The 13,274-nt window shown below is 57.3% G+C and carries 15 protein-coding genes and 2 pseudogenes; 4 read left to right on the top strand and 13 right to left on the bottom strand.

Going from position 1 to position 13,274, the window contains the following annotated elements; translation table 11 throughout:
* Positions 1–399: 399 nt before the first annotated feature.
* From AB6803_RS26545 to AB6803_RS26525, 5 genes are all read right to left on the bottom strand, one after another.
* Complete coding sequence (locus AB6803_RS26545) at positions 400–897, bottom strand: BON domain-containing protein (RefSeq protein WP_371111695.1); 498 nt, start codon at positions 895–897, stop codon at positions 400–402.
* Between the two features lie 50 nt (positions 898–947).
* Positions 948–1,322 (bottom strand): hypothetical protein, encoded by a 375-nt coding sequence (locus AB6803_RS26540; protein WP_371111792.1) that lies wholly within the window; start codon positions 1,320–1,322, stop codon positions 948–950.
* 147 nt (positions 1,323–1,469) lie between these two features.
* A complete protein-coding gene (locus tag AB6803_RS26535) occupies positions 1,470–1,970 on the bottom strand; it encodes a ferritin-like domain-containing protein (RefSeq protein ID WP_371111694.1) in 501 nt (166 codons plus the stop codon).
* A 135-nt stretch (positions 1,971–2,105) separates the two neighbouring features.
* On the bottom strand, positions 2,106–2,711 hold the full coding sequence (locus tag AB6803_RS26530) for a hypothetical protein (RefSeq protein ID WP_371111693.1): 606 nt from the start codon (positions 2,709–2,711) through the stop codon (positions 2,106–2,108).
* Positions 2,712–2,769: 58 nt separating this feature from the next.
* On the bottom strand, positions 2,770–3,081 hold the full coding sequence (locus AB6803_RS26525) for a hypothetical protein (RefSeq protein ID WP_371111692.1): 312 nt from the start codon (positions 3,079–3,081) through the stop codon (positions 2,770–2,772).
* A gap of 199 nt (positions 3,082–3,280) precedes the next feature.
* Here AB6803_RS26525 and AB6803_RS26520 point away from each other — a divergent pair, with 199 nt between their 5' ends.
* Both AB6803_RS26520 and AB6803_RS26515 read left to right on the top strand, forming a co-directional pair.
* Positions 3,281–3,730: a DUF2231 domain-containing protein gene (locus tag AB6803_RS26520; RefSeq protein ID WP_371111691.1), complete on the top strand. Its 450-nt coding sequence runs from the start codon at positions 3,281–3,283 to the stop codon at positions 3,728–3,730.
* A complete protein-coding gene (locus tag AB6803_RS26515) occupies positions 3,727–5,073 on the top strand; it encodes a sorbosone dehydrogenase family protein (RefSeq protein WP_371111690.1) in 1,347 nt (448 codons plus the stop codon). Before AB6803_RS26520 ends, AB6803_RS26515 begins: the two co-directional genes overlap by 4 nt.
* Before the next feature lie 72 nt (positions 5,074–5,145).
* Here the strand turns inward: AB6803_RS26515 and AB6803_RS26510 are convergent, their stop codons facing one another.
* From AB6803_RS26510 to AB6803_RS26495, 4 genes are all read right to left on the bottom strand, one after another.
* Positions 5,146–6,015 (bottom strand): DNA topoisomerase IB, encoded by an 870-nt coding sequence (locus tag AB6803_RS26510; protein WP_371111791.1) that lies wholly within the window; start codon positions 6,013–6,015, stop codon positions 5,146–5,148.
* A gap of 309 nt (positions 6,016–6,324) precedes the next feature.
* Positions 6,325–8,418: a catalase gene (locus tag AB6803_RS26505; protein WP_371111689.1), complete on the bottom strand. Its 2,094-nt coding sequence runs from the start codon at positions 8,416–8,418 to the stop codon at positions 6,325–6,327.
* A gap of 87 nt (positions 8,419–8,505) precedes the next feature.
* Positions 8,506–8,943 (bottom strand): PPC domain-containing DNA-binding protein, encoded by a 438-nt coding sequence (locus tag AB6803_RS26500; protein WP_371111688.1) that lies wholly within the window; start codon positions 8,941–8,943, stop codon positions 8,506–8,508.
* 79 nt (positions 8,944–9,022) lie between these two features.
* Positions 9,023–9,631, bottom strand: a complete 609-nt coding sequence (locus AB6803_RS26495; protein ID WP_371111687.1) for an SDR family NAD(P)-dependent oxidoreductase — start codon at positions 9,629–9,631, stop codon at positions 9,023–9,025.
* A 200-nt stretch (positions 9,632–9,831) separates the two neighbouring features.
* On the opposite strand from AB6803_RS26495, the gene AB6803_RS26490 reads away from it, so the two are divergent.
* Both AB6803_RS26490 and AB6803_RS26485 read left to right on the top strand, forming a co-directional pair.
* Positions 9,832–10,689: an SDR family oxidoreductase gene (locus AB6803_RS26490; RefSeq protein WP_371111686.1), complete on the top strand. Its 858-nt coding sequence runs from the start codon at positions 9,832–9,834 to the stop codon at positions 10,687–10,689.
* A 30-nt stretch (positions 10,690–10,719) separates the two neighbouring features.
* The gene (locus tag AB6803_RS26485) at positions 10,720–10,950 is read left to right on the top strand and encodes a hypothetical protein (RefSeq protein ID WP_371111685.1); all 231 of its coding nucleotides are present in this window, start codon (positions 10,720–10,722) and stop codon (positions 10,948–10,950) included.
* A 130-nt stretch (positions 10,951–11,080) separates the two neighbouring features.
* On the opposite strand, the gene AB6803_RS26480 is transcribed toward AB6803_RS26485, so the two are convergent.
* The 4 genes and pseudogenes from AB6803_RS26480 to groEL all read right to left on the bottom strand — a co-directional run.
* Positions 11,081–11,245, bottom strand: coding sequence for a DUF1328 domain-containing protein (locus tag AB6803_RS26480; RefSeq protein WP_371111790.1), 165 nt, complete (start codon positions 11,243–11,245; stop codon positions 11,081–11,083).
* 122 nt (positions 11,246–11,367) lie between these two features.
* Positions 11,368–11,892, bottom strand: a complete 525-nt coding sequence (locus AB6803_RS26475) for a hypothetical protein (RefSeq protein WP_371111684.1) — start codon at positions 11,890–11,892, stop codon at positions 11,368–11,370.
* 239 nt (positions 11,893–12,131) lie between these two features.
* Positions 12,132–12,602: pseudogene (locus AB6803_RS26470) on the bottom strand (helix-turn-helix domain-containing protein); the annotation flags it as partial.
* Positions 12,603–13,064: 462 nt separating this feature from the next.
* A pseudogene (groEL, locus tag AB6803_RS26465) lies at positions 13,065–13,238 on the bottom strand (chaperonin GroEL); the annotation flags it as partial.
* Positions 13,239–13,274: the final 36 nt, after the last annotated feature.

The raw sequence follows: 13,274 nt of genomic DNA, 5'->3' as shown, positions 1-13,274 counted from the left end.
CTTATTGTTGCCGTTGGTAAAAATGATAGCCGTCAGCCGAGTTGTTCGGCGACCAGCTTTTGAAGCTCCCTGCGCGTCAGCAGGCAGGTATAGGGCTATCGTCAGGCCGCTTGTCGGCCTCATCGCGCTCACGCGGCTTTGCCGCCGCGAGCGCAGTGGCGATGTTCGATTCGTTCAAGAGAATTTCCTGCGCCGGCCATCATCATCAGGCCAGCGTTCGTGATAGAGAAAGCGCCCGTCACGTTATGGAACGGAGGGCAGAAGCGAGGCAATCAATGCCCTCGTAGCCTTGGAGCGATACGATAGTCAAATCAGTGTCGCAGTCCTCACAGCATGAAATGGATATCCGATGGCGATATTGCAAGTGCGGAGCCATTCGCGCTGGGTCCTGACGCTGTCCTATGCATCCGGCGGAATATGCGAGTCTACGCCGATGGTTCGCAGATTATTATGAACTTCGGCGACGCCGGGTATGGACAGGGCGAACACTTCAATATCTCGCAACAGCGAATGCGTTTCGACGCTACCTTCCAATGTCACGATGCCGTTGTCGGCATGCACATCGATACTGTCGGCATCGATCTCATCGCTCTGATCGAGCCAATCGGTAATCGTCGCCTCCAACGCATCGCTATCGATGCGATCCGCGGGCAGAGGCCCGGCGGTGCGAGCCGTGTCTTCCTCAAGGCCGCTCGCATCGGCTGCGTCGACGATGACACCGGTGTCGGGCTCTTCGTCAAAATTTGCCGGGGTGGCGCCATATTCCCGATTTTCCGGGTCGGCTGACCCTAACCCGCTATCGTCCGAATACGGCCAGCCATCACGGCTGTCGCGGTCCTGATAATCGCGATAATCCTCTTCCCGTGAGAGGTTCCTTGGTTTTCGAGGCTGCGTCATGTCGACCTCCTTGTTGTTCGTTCCGCACCGCGAGCCGCTGGCGCGGGAATTCATTTGTTGGTGCGATCGAGCAGGATGCGCATTTCGTCGAAGCGCCGCTTCCGATCGGCGTCCGCATCGCCTGCGGAATAGCAGACTTCGGAAACGCAGAATCGCGTGAGATGATTTGGTGAGTCGGTCTTATCGAATTCGCATTCGAAGCTGTCGCTCATATCGGACTTACTGGCTCCCGGCCGGGTCGAATAGGTCAAGCGGGCTCCGGGCGGTTTCAATTCGGGAAAGGATTGGACGATGCCGACATTGAGATGGTCGGTGAGAAGGAAATTTTTGGCAACGGTTTGGCATGTGTTTTCGAGCTGGGGCGATTGAGCCACTGCCACAACCGGGATCATCAGGATGGCGTTCGCCACGATCAACGTCTTCATCGCTGCTCCAATCATTAAACCATATCGCTCCGGGAGTTCTGCTGACGAATTACGAAACGATCCAGCGCTTTTATGGTTCCGACAGAGCCGCGCGAGGGCAGGCGAAGAATAGCCGCCCGATGGCGGCCATTCCAAAAGACATGTCGATCAAGCCGCTTTCTGTGCCTTGGCATTGGCTGCGGTCTCGGCAAGCTGGGTCAACTTCTTGTCGGTTGCCACCTCTTCCTTCAGGGTCTGTTCGAGAAGCGGCACGGCTTCTTTCAAACCAAGTTGTTTGGCCCAGGCAATCAATGTGCCATAGCGCGCAATTTCATAATGTTCGACAGCCTGCGCCGATGAAATCAACCCGGCATCGAGCGCGGCCGAACCCTTGAATTCATCTGTAATTTCGTCCGCCTCGGCGATGATCCCCTGGATGGCCTCACAGGTCTTGCCACGCGCTGGTTTGCCGAGAATTTCGAACACCTGCTCCAAACGCTCAACCTGCCCTTGAGTTTCGTCGCGGTGGTGCAGGAACCCTGCCTTGCCTTCTTCCGACTGGGCGGCCCGCGCCATCTTCGGCAATGCTCTGAGAATCTGCTTTTCAGCGTAGTAAATATCCTTCAGCGTCTCGACGAAAAGATCGTTCAGCGTTTTCGGATTTGCCATGATTTCCTCCTATGGCGTTGTAACTGCGAGCACCGAACATGCCTGCTGTCGATTTGTTCCACGACAGCCATCGGTGATCCGCCAAAAACGTTCCATCCGGTTGCTATGGGGCCTTAGCAGCGCTTGCGACCCGCATCACACACGCGGTGGTGGCGCGTAATGTACCGGATCGGTGTCAAACGGAGCATAGGGATCGAGTGTGTCATCAAAACGCCTCCATCCCTGCTCGGCATAGAAGGCTCGCCGGTTGCTGATATCGACACGCGCTGCAAGATCGAGGATTTGGTTCGCTATGGCGACTTCCTCACCTTCGACGCGCGCGATCACAAGCGTCCCGCCGCGACGAACACTCTCGGCATAGACATTGGCATCCTCCTCCGGCACTCCAGATTTTATCAGCGCGCCGACGATACCACCGGCAGCACCGCCGGCGAGGGCGCCGCCCGCCGCTCCCGCCAGAACAGCAATCAACCACCCTGCAGCCACAACGGGACCGATGCCGGGGATCGAAATCACGCCCAATCCCGCGAGCAATCCACCCGCGCCGCCGGCAACCGCGCCAAGGCCGGCACCGGCGCCCGCGCCTTCCATGGCCTTGCCGCCTTGCTCCTGAACCTCACGACCGCCTTCAGTCCTGGAAACGCCACTGATCTCATCGGATGAAATTCCAGCATCCTCAAGTTGTTCCACGGCGAGCTTTGCATCGCGATAGGTGTCAAAAAGTCCAGTCACCATTGTCATAGAAGGTTCCTTCCTTGTTGTGCTTTTGCCTTGATCTATTTTTGATTGTCGGCTTTGTTCACTTGCCAACGATATTGCCCTGGTAATCGAGCGACACCTGAACCGGTTTGGCGTCCTTCACGGCCAATGCTTGCCCAACACCTTGCGCGTCGATTTGCAGAAAGGTGCTGTCGCTACAGCCGGCGTTTTCTGGCTGCTGGTCGGCGTCTGGCTCTATGCCAATCCTGCCGAAACCGTCATCATCAGCGCGGTCAAAGACAACAGAACTTTCCTCATTGGCTTCCTCGCTATCGTTTCTTTTGAGCTGATCTTTTGAGCTGAAGTTCCTGATGCCCAACCCATGGGAAGAGGCCATGTTCCACGCTTGCATGAAGAAAATTCCCCAGCCCAGATCTCCTGCTCAGCGCTTGATATTACCGATCGGCATCCGTCCTTCGATTCCGGGCCGTGGTCAATCAAGCTATAATGGAACAATCCTATTATTTGCGGATCGATGAAGCTGCTTGGGAACAACAGGTTTCCGCGAATGTTTGGGGATGCTCCTGTCGCTCAGCATGGAAAACCTCGTCATGACCGATCAAGATCTCCATTCGACGGCCCGGATTGGGAAGCACCCTGTTCATCCCATGCTCGTTCCTTTTCCGATCGTCTGTTTCGTCGGCACCCTTCTGACGGATGTTACCTACTGGCGAACGGCGGAAATGATGTGGGCAAATTTTTCCGCCTGGCTGCTGACGGCAGGTCTGTTGCTGGGTGTGCTTTCGGCGATCGCTGGCCTGATCGACTTCCTGAGAAATCGACTTGTTCGAGCGCAACGACCTGCCTGGCCACATGTAATCGGCAATGCCCTCGTTCTGATCCTGTCATTCTTCAATGCCCTGGTGCACAGCCGCGACGCCTGGGCCTCCGTCGTTCCCACGGGCCTGATCCTCTCCGCTGTCGTGGTTGCCATCATCCTATTCACTGCGTGGACGGGGAGGTCGCTGGTCTATCGTCATCATGTTGGAGCCGACCAATGATCAATAATTCGACCTATTGGAGGGCGCATTTTCTCGGATTGGCTCTTGTGTGTATTCCACTATTGGCCCTTTTTGGTTGCGACCGTAACGAGCCGGACCCGAATGGCCAGATAGGACCCAATCCGACACTGCCCGCGCAAACCCAGTACTTGATCCCTCCCATGCATGTTGCCTCGGTGGTTGGCTGGAAGAACGGTGAGAAGCCGACCGTTGCGCAGGGTCTGCAAGTACAGGCGCTCGCAACGGAGTTGAAGCATCCCCGCTCCGTCTATGTATTGCCAAACGGCGATGTACTCGCCGTCGAGTCAATCGCTCCGCCCGCTGCATCGGTCAAGCGTCCGAAGGATCTCATCATGGGGTGGGTTGAATCTCTTGCGACGTCGGGGGGCAGCGGCAATGAGGGAAGCAATCGCATAACTCTATTGCGTGATGCCGACGGCGACGGTGTCGCCGAGACCAAGAGCGTCTTTCTCGATCATCTCAACTCGCCCTTCGGCGTAGCCTTGGTCGGCAGCGATTTCTATGTCGCCGAGACCGACGCCATCATGCGCTATCCCTATAGGCCGGGAGAGACGAGCATCGCCGAGCCTGGCACCAAACTCACCGATTTGCCTGGCGGTCCCATTGACCATCATTGGACCAAAAGCCTTCTCGCCAGCCCTGACGGATCACTGCTTTATGTCGGCGTTGGATCCAATAGCAACATTACCGAAAATGGTATCCAGGCGGAAAAGGACCGTGCCTCGATATGGGAGGTGGATCGGGCGACCGGTCGTTCGCGCATTTTTGCGGATGGACTTAGGAATCCGAACGGCCTGAGCTGGGAGCCACAGACGCATGCGCTATGGACTGTTGTCAACGAACGGGATGAATTGGGTCCCAATCTCGTGCCGGATTATATGACCTCCGTGAAGGAGGGCGGGTTCTATGGATGGCCATACAGCTATTATGGCCAGAATGTCGATCCGCGCGTGATGCCGCAGCGTCCCGATCTTGTTGCCAGGGCCATTGTGCCCGACTATGCGCTGAGCTCGCATGTGGCGCCCTTGGGCATGGCTTTCTATACGGGCACTAACCTGCCGGAAACCTATCGAGGCGGCGCCTTCGTCGGCGAGCACGGAAGCTGGAATCGTCACGAGTTCAACGGTTACAAAGTAATCTTCGTACCCTTCCGTGATGGTCGCCCGAACGGCATGCCGCAAGACGTTGTCAGCGGTTTCTTGAATGCGCATAACGAAGCGCGTGGGCGGCCTGTCGGCCTGGCAGTCGACAAGGCCGGCGCGCTGTTGATTGCCGATGATGTCGGCAATACGGTGTGGCGCGTCGCCGCGGCAAACCGGTAATTGAACTTCGGTCATCTGAAAATGACCCCAACACAATGGCGTAAACTGACAAAGGGTAGTGCGGGAGGCGGCTTATGTGGCGGGCAAGTCAGTGCCTGCCGCCTGTTTCTCCAACCAGCGCAGCACCACAACTTCATCTTCATCCAGCCATTTCAGAGCGCTGGACCACTTCCTCACCTTCGCCCGCGCGATCGTGGTCAATTCGCCGTTCTCGAAGTCTTCGAGCACGCGCGGGTGGATGTAGAATCCTCGGCAGACGGCGCGCGTGTTCACCAGTTTCGCTGCAACGGCGTCGACGACTTCGTTGACTTGCCTTGCCCGGGCTTTTGGCGCTGTCAGCGGGCTGGACGGTCGCCAGTGCCGAGGCCGCCATGCGGGTGGCGCCCCAGATGCGAAATTGCCGCGAGCTGAAGTCCCCAGCCGCCGCGTCGCGAATAAGGCATTGACGTCCTGCGAGCGTATCGGGTGACGAGTACCATCCTCGTCCACATACTGAAACAGCTGCTGGCCGGGCAACTCTTGCAGCATGCGTATCGCGCGTATGATACGGCGGTCACTGTAGCTCAGCCGCCATTCCTTGCCGGATTTTCCCTTGAAGCGAAACTGGACGCGTGACCCAACCACTTTGACATGGCGATTGCGCAAGGTTGTCAAGCCGTAGGACCCGTTTTCCGCCGCATAGGCTTCGTTGCCGATGCGGATGAAAAGCTTGTCCATCAGCCAGACGACGGTGGCGAGCGCCTTCGGCAATCCAGGCTTCCTGCGTCGAAGATCGATATCGATCCGCTTGCGGATCCTGGGTAAGGCTCGAGCGAACTCCGCCAGTTGCGCGAATTTTTCTCGGTCGCGCTCTGCGATCCAGTCGGGATGATAGCGATATTGTTTCCGGCCCCTGGCATCGCGGCCGACGGCCTGCAGGTGCGAACGCGGATCTGGGGAAATGATGACGTCGGTATAAGCGGGGGAATGGCCAGTGCGGAAAACCGGTCAAGCTCGGCCTTGTCGATGATGCGTTTTCCACTTTGGTCGTAATAGAGAAAGTCTTTTCGGCCCTTCTTACGAGTAATGCCGCTCTCCAGCGTGGCGAGATAGATGCATCCGGAATCATCATCAGCCTTCCCCGCCGTCGGTTCAGCGGCTACGCGACCGCTTCCACCTCCGCGTCCGTGCTTGGTTGTGGCACGCCTGCCAACAACACCCGGTTCCGATCCCAAGCGCGTGTTGTCTTTCGTCACTGGCATTGCGAGCTGCCTACGCAAGCATGCGGATATGGGGCTCGCGATCCCAGTAACGTTTGGCGGCTGCACCAATAAAGGAAGAAAGATCGACAACGCCGGCGTCCGGTTGAATGCCTGCCTTGTCCAGCAAAGGCTTGGCTCGTTCGTTGTGGCCGATGGCCTTCAAGTGGCCGAAGGCATCCATTACCCATTGTACCGCGGCGCCTTCCTTGATGAGCATTGCCGCGCCCTCGTTTGACAGGATGACCGCCACGGCATCGAACAGCTGGGATGGCGAGCCGAGGAGTTGTCCGTCGGCGCGGATCGTATTGCCGTCTGAAAGTTTCGTTTCCCCCACCTTCGGCGCGACGACGAAGGGTGTGGCGCCGGCAGCGGTGATGGCACCGACGAGATCGTCGGTTGTTTTGGCGTCGCTGCCTCCAGCGATCAGGATGCCTACCGTGCGCCCCTCCAGCGTTTCTCTCATGTTCTTTTGGATCGAAAGAGCCGGGGAAGGGTCGAGGTCTATCGGCTTACGGGCGGGTGGGTTTTTTATGGGCAAAACGATGCCGAGACCGGCGGCAACGCGCTTTGCCAGATCGGCATCGACATTCAGCAGGTTGCCCACCATGCGTGGCGGCACCTGCTCGAGCTGCACCTTCGACAGCTCGAACACGAAGGCGGAGGCGATGTGGGCCTGTTCCGACGGTGTTTGCGATTTCCAGAACAGGCCTGCCTGGCTATAATGATCGGCAAAGATTTCGCCGCGTGCCCGCAACTTGTCCCCTTGCTCTCCTTCCCCAGCCTGATGGGCAAAGGTCTGAAAACCAGTGACGGGACACTCACGCGGACCGCTAGGCTCGCCGCTTGCGGCAAGGCTATTGGGTTCGTAATTGGCGCGGCCCTTGGGGACGTTCATCTGCATCTGACCGTCGCGCTGGAAGTTCATCACCGGACATTTCGGCGCGTTGATTGGCAATTGATGGAAGTTTGCGGTGCCGAGGCGCGATTTCTGTGTGTCGAGATAGCTGAAGAGACGTCCCTGCAGCAGCGGATCGTTGGTGAAATCGACACCCGGCACGATATTGGCCGGACAGAAGGCGACCTGCTCTGTCTCGGCAAAGAAATTGTCCGGGTTTCGGTCGAGCACCATCCGGCCGACGATCTTGAGCGGCAGGATCTCTTCCGGAATGAGCTTAGTAGGATCGAGGACATCATAGGGAAGGCTCTCGGCGAACTTGTCGTCGAAGAGCTGCAGCCCCAGCTCCCATTCTGGAAAATGGCCGGAGGCGATCGTCTCAAACAGGTCGCGGCGATGATAGTCGTTGTCGGCCGCCTGCAGCTTCAATGCTTCGTCCCAGACCAGCGACTGCGTGCCGAGCTTTGGCCGCCAATGGAATTTCACGAAGGTGGACTTGCCGGCCTCATTGACGAAACGGAACGTGTGGATGCCGAAGCCCTGCATCATGCGGAAGGAGCGGGGAATGGCGCGATCCGACATCGCCCACATCAGCATATGGGTCGATTCAGGCATCAAGGATGCCCAGTCCCAGAAGGTGTCGTGCGCGCTCGCCGCTTGCGGATAGGCCCTGTCCGCCTCCATTTTGACGGCGTGGACGAGATCCGGAAACTTGATCGCATCCTGGATAAAGAAGACCGGGATATTGTTGCCGACGAGATCCCAATTGCCTTGCTTGGTGTAGAATTTCACCGCGAAGCCGCGTACGTCGCGCGGCGTATCGACAGAGCCGGCGCCACCGGCAACGGTTGAGAAGCGGACGAAAACCGGTGTTTTTTCGCCCTTGCGCTGGAACAGATCCGCCTTGGTGATGTCGGAGAGCGGCTCATAGAGTTCGAAAAACCCATGCGCACCCGACCCCCGCGCATGTACGATGCGCTCGGGAATGCGCTCGTGATCGAAATGAAAGATCTTTTCGCGCAGCACGAAATCTTCAAGAAGAGTCGGCCCGCGCACACCGGATTTCAGGCTGTTCTGATTGTCCGAGACAGGAATGCCCTGGTCTGTCGTCAAATGATCGACGCCTCCATGCGGCCCCTTGGCCGGTACCTGCTGATGTGTCTCACCGCCTTTGCCTCGCGAAGTTTCGAAATTCGTATCCGTCGCCATAGGGTCTCCTTCAGGTAGGAAATTTCGGGCCGAATCACCGGTTGTCGCCCCTGTTTCGAGCGATCGACGATCGTCACACCTCGGGTTTCAAATCTCGATCAGAGCGATGCCGAGATCCTGTCGATGACGGCGGTGGAGATGGGTTGGCGTCTCGCTGATCGTCGCCTCCAACGTTGGGTTGACGATACCGCTCAAGAAATGGCCGCCGCGTGTAGAGCCGTCCTTAAGACCCAAAACCGCATGGAGATGCAGGCTTGCCTTGCCATCCTCCCCGATCGCGATATCGCCGAGTAGGCTCAGAACTTCACACTGTTCATCGACTGGAATTTTGCGGTAACTGCGGCTGGCAAAATTAAACCAGCCGACGGTCGCCTTTTCGAAGGCGCCGATGGCAGTTACCGACGCCGCCGTCAGCCCTTGCGCATTGGCAAAGTCGCCGAGCGCGGTGAAGGCTTCCTCTTCGGCATCGAGGATGACGACATAGGTCCGGTGGCCGTTCGTTTCGTTAATCTGTTTGAAATTCATAGGTATTTCCTCGCTTATTCCTGCGCGGGTTGTCCGTTCGAAGCGGACACGCCTTCACCGACGGGGATGTCGGCACCGGTCACGAAACTGGCGCCCTCGCTCGCCGAAAAGGTGATGACGGCAGCCACTCTCTGCGGTTCGTAGACCAGGCCGAACCGGATGCGCTCCTTGAACTTCGCAACCGCTTCTCGTCCTTAAGCATGTCCTCGATCATACCGGTGCGTGTCAGGCTCGGGCAGACGGAATTGACACGGATACCCCTTTTTGACGAGATCGAGCGGCAAGGCCCAGTGAGATTGACGACTGCACCCTTTGCGGCGTTGTAAGGGCTCATGCCCCAGTCGCCGCCCGTACCCGAGACTGAGGCATTGATGATCACCCCCCGGGTCTTTTCTAGATATGAAATGGCGGCGCGGCACCCGAGGAATACGCCGTTGGCATCCGCGAACGCCTGCCAGCGTTCGTCCGAGATATCGGCCGGTTCGCCCGCCTCGTACACGCTGGCATTGTTGACGATGACATCGAGGCGGGCGAACTTCGCGATTGCCACAGCAATCATGGGGTTGACGGCAAAGGACTGCGAGACATCGACCACCTGCACCATAATCCGTTCGGCCGGACGTGCCGCCGCGACCGTCTTAACGCTGTCGGCGTCGCGATTAGCGGTCTTCTGCTTGAAACGATGCATCGCATGTCCTTTCGAGTGCATGGAGGAATGATCTCTTGGATGCGGACCTCGGCTAAAAACGGTCACTAGGCGGGAAAGGTTCCTTGAAAAAGGCAGCGTCATTTCTGGTCCCCCGCCAGCTGTTTTTTCCTTCCGCGCGGGAACCAAGCGCGGGCGTGGCGGTTGAGAATAGGAATTCAGCCAGCATCAAGGAGCAAACCATGCCTACGCATCCCACACCCTCGTTTTCGCCGCAGCAGCAACCGATGCCCGGTCATACCGCCGCCATGCGACCGGTGCCGGACCATGGCGAGGAATCCTATCGGGGATCCGGCCGGCTTCTCGGCAAGAAAGCGATTATCACGGGTGGCGACAGCGGCATCGGCCGCGCGGTTGCCATCGCTTTTGCACGCGAGGGCGCTGATGTCCTCATTGCCTATCTCGATGAAGACGACGACGCGGAAGAGACAAGGCATTGGGTTGAACAGGCCGGTTGCAAGGCCGTTCTCGTTTCTGGCGATATCCAGGATCCGCAGCATTGCCGTTCCATCGTCGAAAAGGCTGTGGCGGAGTTCGGCGCCGTCGATATCCTCGTCAATAATGCCGCCCACCAGGCGAGCTTTCAGGATATTGGCGATATCAGTGACCAGGAATGGGAACTCACCTTCAAGGTTAATATTCATGCGATGTTCTACCTGACCAAAGCTGCCGTTCCGCACATGAAGCCGGGCAGCGCCATCATCAACACGGCGTCGATCAATTCGGACAATCCTAATCCGACATTGCTCGCGTATGCCACAACCAAGGGCGCCATCCAGAATTTCACGGCCGGCCTCGCGCAATTGCTTGCGGAGAAAGGTATCCGCGCGAATGCAGTTGCGCCGGGGCCAATCTGGACGCCGCTCATCCCCTCAACCTTGCCCGCGGAGGCCGTCGAAAATTTCGGGAAGCAGGTGCCGATGAAGCGTCCAGGCCAACCGGCCGAGCTTGCGACATCCTATGTCATGCTCGCTGATCCGCTTTCGAGCTACGTCTCTGGCACCACGGTCGCCGTGACCGGAGGCAAGCCGCTCCTGTAGAGCGATGTTCCAGGCGACCTGAGGAGGCACATGGAAATCTACCGGCGCTATCGCCATGGGGCAGCCCCACCCGGCTCCATCATCGCCAAGTTCTATCATTCCGGCGATCAGATCAGGGGGTTCATACGCAAGGCCGCGCCAGCTGGCGAGGAGATGGAGCCGGACGATGCCTTTCGGGCTACCCGAAAGAAGATGGTCGGCGAACTGGCCCGGCCGATCTATGTCGAGTTGTCCCAAGGCGTTCAATGGAACTCAGCGTAGGGCGGGCTTAAGTAATGCCGTTAATCGTCCTGTTTGGTCGCTACAGTACCACCAAATGCCCCAGCGTGTCTTAAAAATTGCATGCATAACCCGGCTCTTCGCCGAGTTATGTTAGAGGCGTTGCTTATTTTTACGGTCGCCGCGCGACCCGCATGACTAGCGAGACAACGAATAGAATCAAGAATATAAAGAATAGAACTTGCGCGATCGAAGCAGAGGCGCCTGCGATTCCTCCGAATCCAAGAACTCCTGCGATGAGTGCCACAACAAAAAACACAAGAGCATAATAAAGCATCGTGATCTCCTTTTCGATTTGTATGGAGATAACGGAATTCATCGCAGTTGGTTCCAGGACGTTTAACCGGGCTGCGTCTGGTCTGTTGAGCTTTCCTGTAAAGGATGTTGGCACTGAATGCATCACCCAAGCACGATGGTGTTTTGAAATGATCTATCGCCTTCATCGGGTTCTGGTGGTTCGGCTGCCTGAAGAAAGAATTTTACGGGGATGGTCAGCACGAACCAAAGACTTGCTCCCAGTAAGAAAAACCTCCCGGCAGAGTCGACTATCCAAGCAAGAAATGGAAGGCTGGCGGAGACGAACAGAACCGCCATTCTCACGGACCATTCTGTCTGCCGTTTTATGAGCGCGCGCTTCTTGTGCAGTACATATTCCCGTCGGGCGTAGGTGTTGACCGCTTTCCAAATGAAAACCAACTTGTAAACGGAAGGAAGCGCGAGTATGGCAACAGCTGACGCGCAGAGAACAAGCTCGGAGCCGCGAAGATAATGTGCGGCAACAATCAAAAGAAGCGAGAGCATGCAAAGATGCCACGTCGGCTCCCACTGCTCGGGATCCTTCCCGCAACGAATGTGCCACGTCCGCAACCCGCTAGCTGCGCCATCGAGCAACGGACGATCGATGTAGCGATTAATCCATTCCAAGGCATAAAATCCTCACTCGTCGGACTGCACCGGAACATCATTCAATTTGTTCATCATCATGGCAACCCCGTCAACACGCGCCGAATCGACGTGACAATGAACGAAGTCATCGGCGTCACATCGAACGATTAGGACGGTTGTATCATAGTCATCCCGCGAAGGCCGCTACGATTTCGCCTGATAAAATGCCCACGTTTAGCGAACGCGCTGTTTAGGAGAGAGATTTGGGTTGAAAGTAGATGTTTCATGATCGTGACAGGGGTCGGAGACACCTGGCGGATTTCGATGTCATTGGCTGCAAATGTCCTTTGCATAAGCTTACCCCTTGCTTGGTTGAGAGGCCCGAGGGCGGCAAGCCACGGCTCCCAATCGGGAGATTTCCTGAACTGCGAAGGCGACTGGCTGAACCGTTGCCGAAATGCGCTGGCAAAGGCGTCAGGAGCTTCGTAGCCGGCATCCATCGCTATCTCGGTCACGCTGTCTACGTCCCTGTAGGCCAGCCTGTAGGATGCCCGTTTCATGCGGACGAGTTGGATATAGCGATGCACAGACAGCCCAAAGGCCGCCGCGAACCGCCGATGGAAATGAAACTTGGAGAAGGCGGCCACGCAGCTCAACTCGTCCAGGTCCAGATTGCGCTCGAGATGCTGATCAATGTGATCTAGGACCCGTTGCATCCGGGCATGGTAGTTTCGAAGCGTCGTCGTCATTATCCTGTCCTTGCCGTGACAGAACCAAATAGCCCCGCACAAGTGCTGTGCGCTCGACCGATCTTGCGGATTATCAGGCTTGGCTGCTCAGCAATAGCGTCGGCCTATGAGATAGCCACGCTCCGCCGCCAAGGCTGCAAGTGCGCTGGCACTCCTTTCCAGTTTCTCTTTCGATTGTAAGCGTCGGTTGTGTCTAGTTTGTCTGACTAGGCAGTTCTTCTGAGTACGTGGCTGCAGAAAGCAGGTCGTCGCGTTCTCGCAGCCCGCTCGCAAACAGCCTCGCCACTAAATAGGTCAGCCTTGAGACAGCAGCTGGGTCTTTGGAGATTCCCCTGGCATTCGCAACTTCCTTCACGACGCTCGCGCATAGATGCGACTCTTCTCTCGTTGGCAAAGACATCCGTTTCTCTCATTCGACAAAAGTGGCCCGCCCTTTTTGCAGGGCGGACCGAGTGCTTCAACCTAAAAGTCCATGCCGGCGTCAGCGGGTACCGCCGGGGCGGCGTCCTTCTTCGGCTTCTCGGCGATCATGGCTTCGGTTGTCACAAGCAGACCGGCATCAGAGGGGGCATCCTGAAGCGCGGTCCGGACGACCTTTGCCGGGTCGATGACGCCTTGAGCATAAAGATCGCCATAATGATGGGACCCCAGACAATAGCGGGCTTGGAAGAT

Source organism: Rhizobium sp. RCC_161_2, from assembly GCF_041355235.1.
In the GTDB taxonomy this organism is placed as follows: domain Bacteria; phylum Pseudomonadota; class Alphaproteobacteria; order Rhizobiales; family Rhizobiaceae; genus Rhizobium.
This window is presented reverse-complemented; position numbering and strand designations above follow the sequence as displayed.

Excerpts from the sequence above, each read along its gene's own strand:
- AB6803_RS26535 (WP_371111694.1), bottom strand. The coding sequence starts at position 1,970 with ATGGCAAATCCGAAAACGCTGAACGATCTTTTCGTCGAGACGCTGAAG.
- AB6803_RS26520 (WP_371111691.1), top strand. The coding sequence starts at position 3,281 with ATGACCGATCAAGATCTCCATTCGACGGCCCGGATTGGGAAGCACCCT.
- AB6803_RS26485 (WP_371111685.1), top strand. The coding sequence starts at position 10,720 with ATGGAAATCTACCGGCGCTATCGCCATGGGGCAGCCCCACCCGGCTCC.
- AB6803_RS26500 (WP_371111688.1), bottom strand. The coding sequence starts at position 8,943 with ATGAATTTCAAACAGATTAACGAAACGAACGGCCACCGGACCTATGTC.
- AB6803_RS26545 (WP_371111695.1), bottom strand. The coding sequence starts at position 897 with ATGACGCAGCCTCGAAAACCAAGGAACCTCTCACGGGAAGAGGATTAT.
- AB6803_RS26530 (WP_371111693.1), bottom strand. The coding sequence starts at position 2,711 with ATGACAATGGTGACTGGACTTTTTGACACCTATCGCGATGCAAAGCTC.
- AB6803_RS26540 (WP_371111792.1), bottom strand. The coding sequence starts at position 1,322 with ATGAAGACGTTGATCGTGGCGAACGCCATCCTGATGATCCCGGTTGTG.
- AB6803_RS26525 (WP_371111692.1), bottom strand. The coding sequence starts at position 3,081 with ATGCAAGCGTGGAACATGGCCTCTTCCCATGGGTTGGGCATCAGGAAC.
- AB6803_RS26505 (WP_371111689.1), bottom strand. The coding sequence starts at position 8,418 with ATGGCGACGGATACGAATTTCGAAACTTCGCGAGGCAAAGGCGGTGAG.
- AB6803_RS26480 (WP_371111790.1), bottom strand. The coding sequence starts at position 11,245 with ATGCTTTATTATGCTCTTGTGTTTTTTGTTGTGGCACTCATCGCAGGA.
- AB6803_RS26515 (WP_371111690.1), top strand. The coding sequence starts at position 3,727 with ATGATCAATAATTCGACCTATTGGAGGGCGCATTTTCTCGGATTGGCT.
- AB6803_RS26495 (WP_371111687.1), bottom strand. The coding sequence starts at position 9,631 with ATGCATCGTTTCAAGCAGAAGACCGCTAATCGCGACGCCGACAGCGTT.
- AB6803_RS26490 (WP_371111686.1), top strand. The coding sequence starts at position 9,832 with ATGCCTACGCATCCCACACCCTCGTTTTCGCCGCAGCAGCAACCGATG.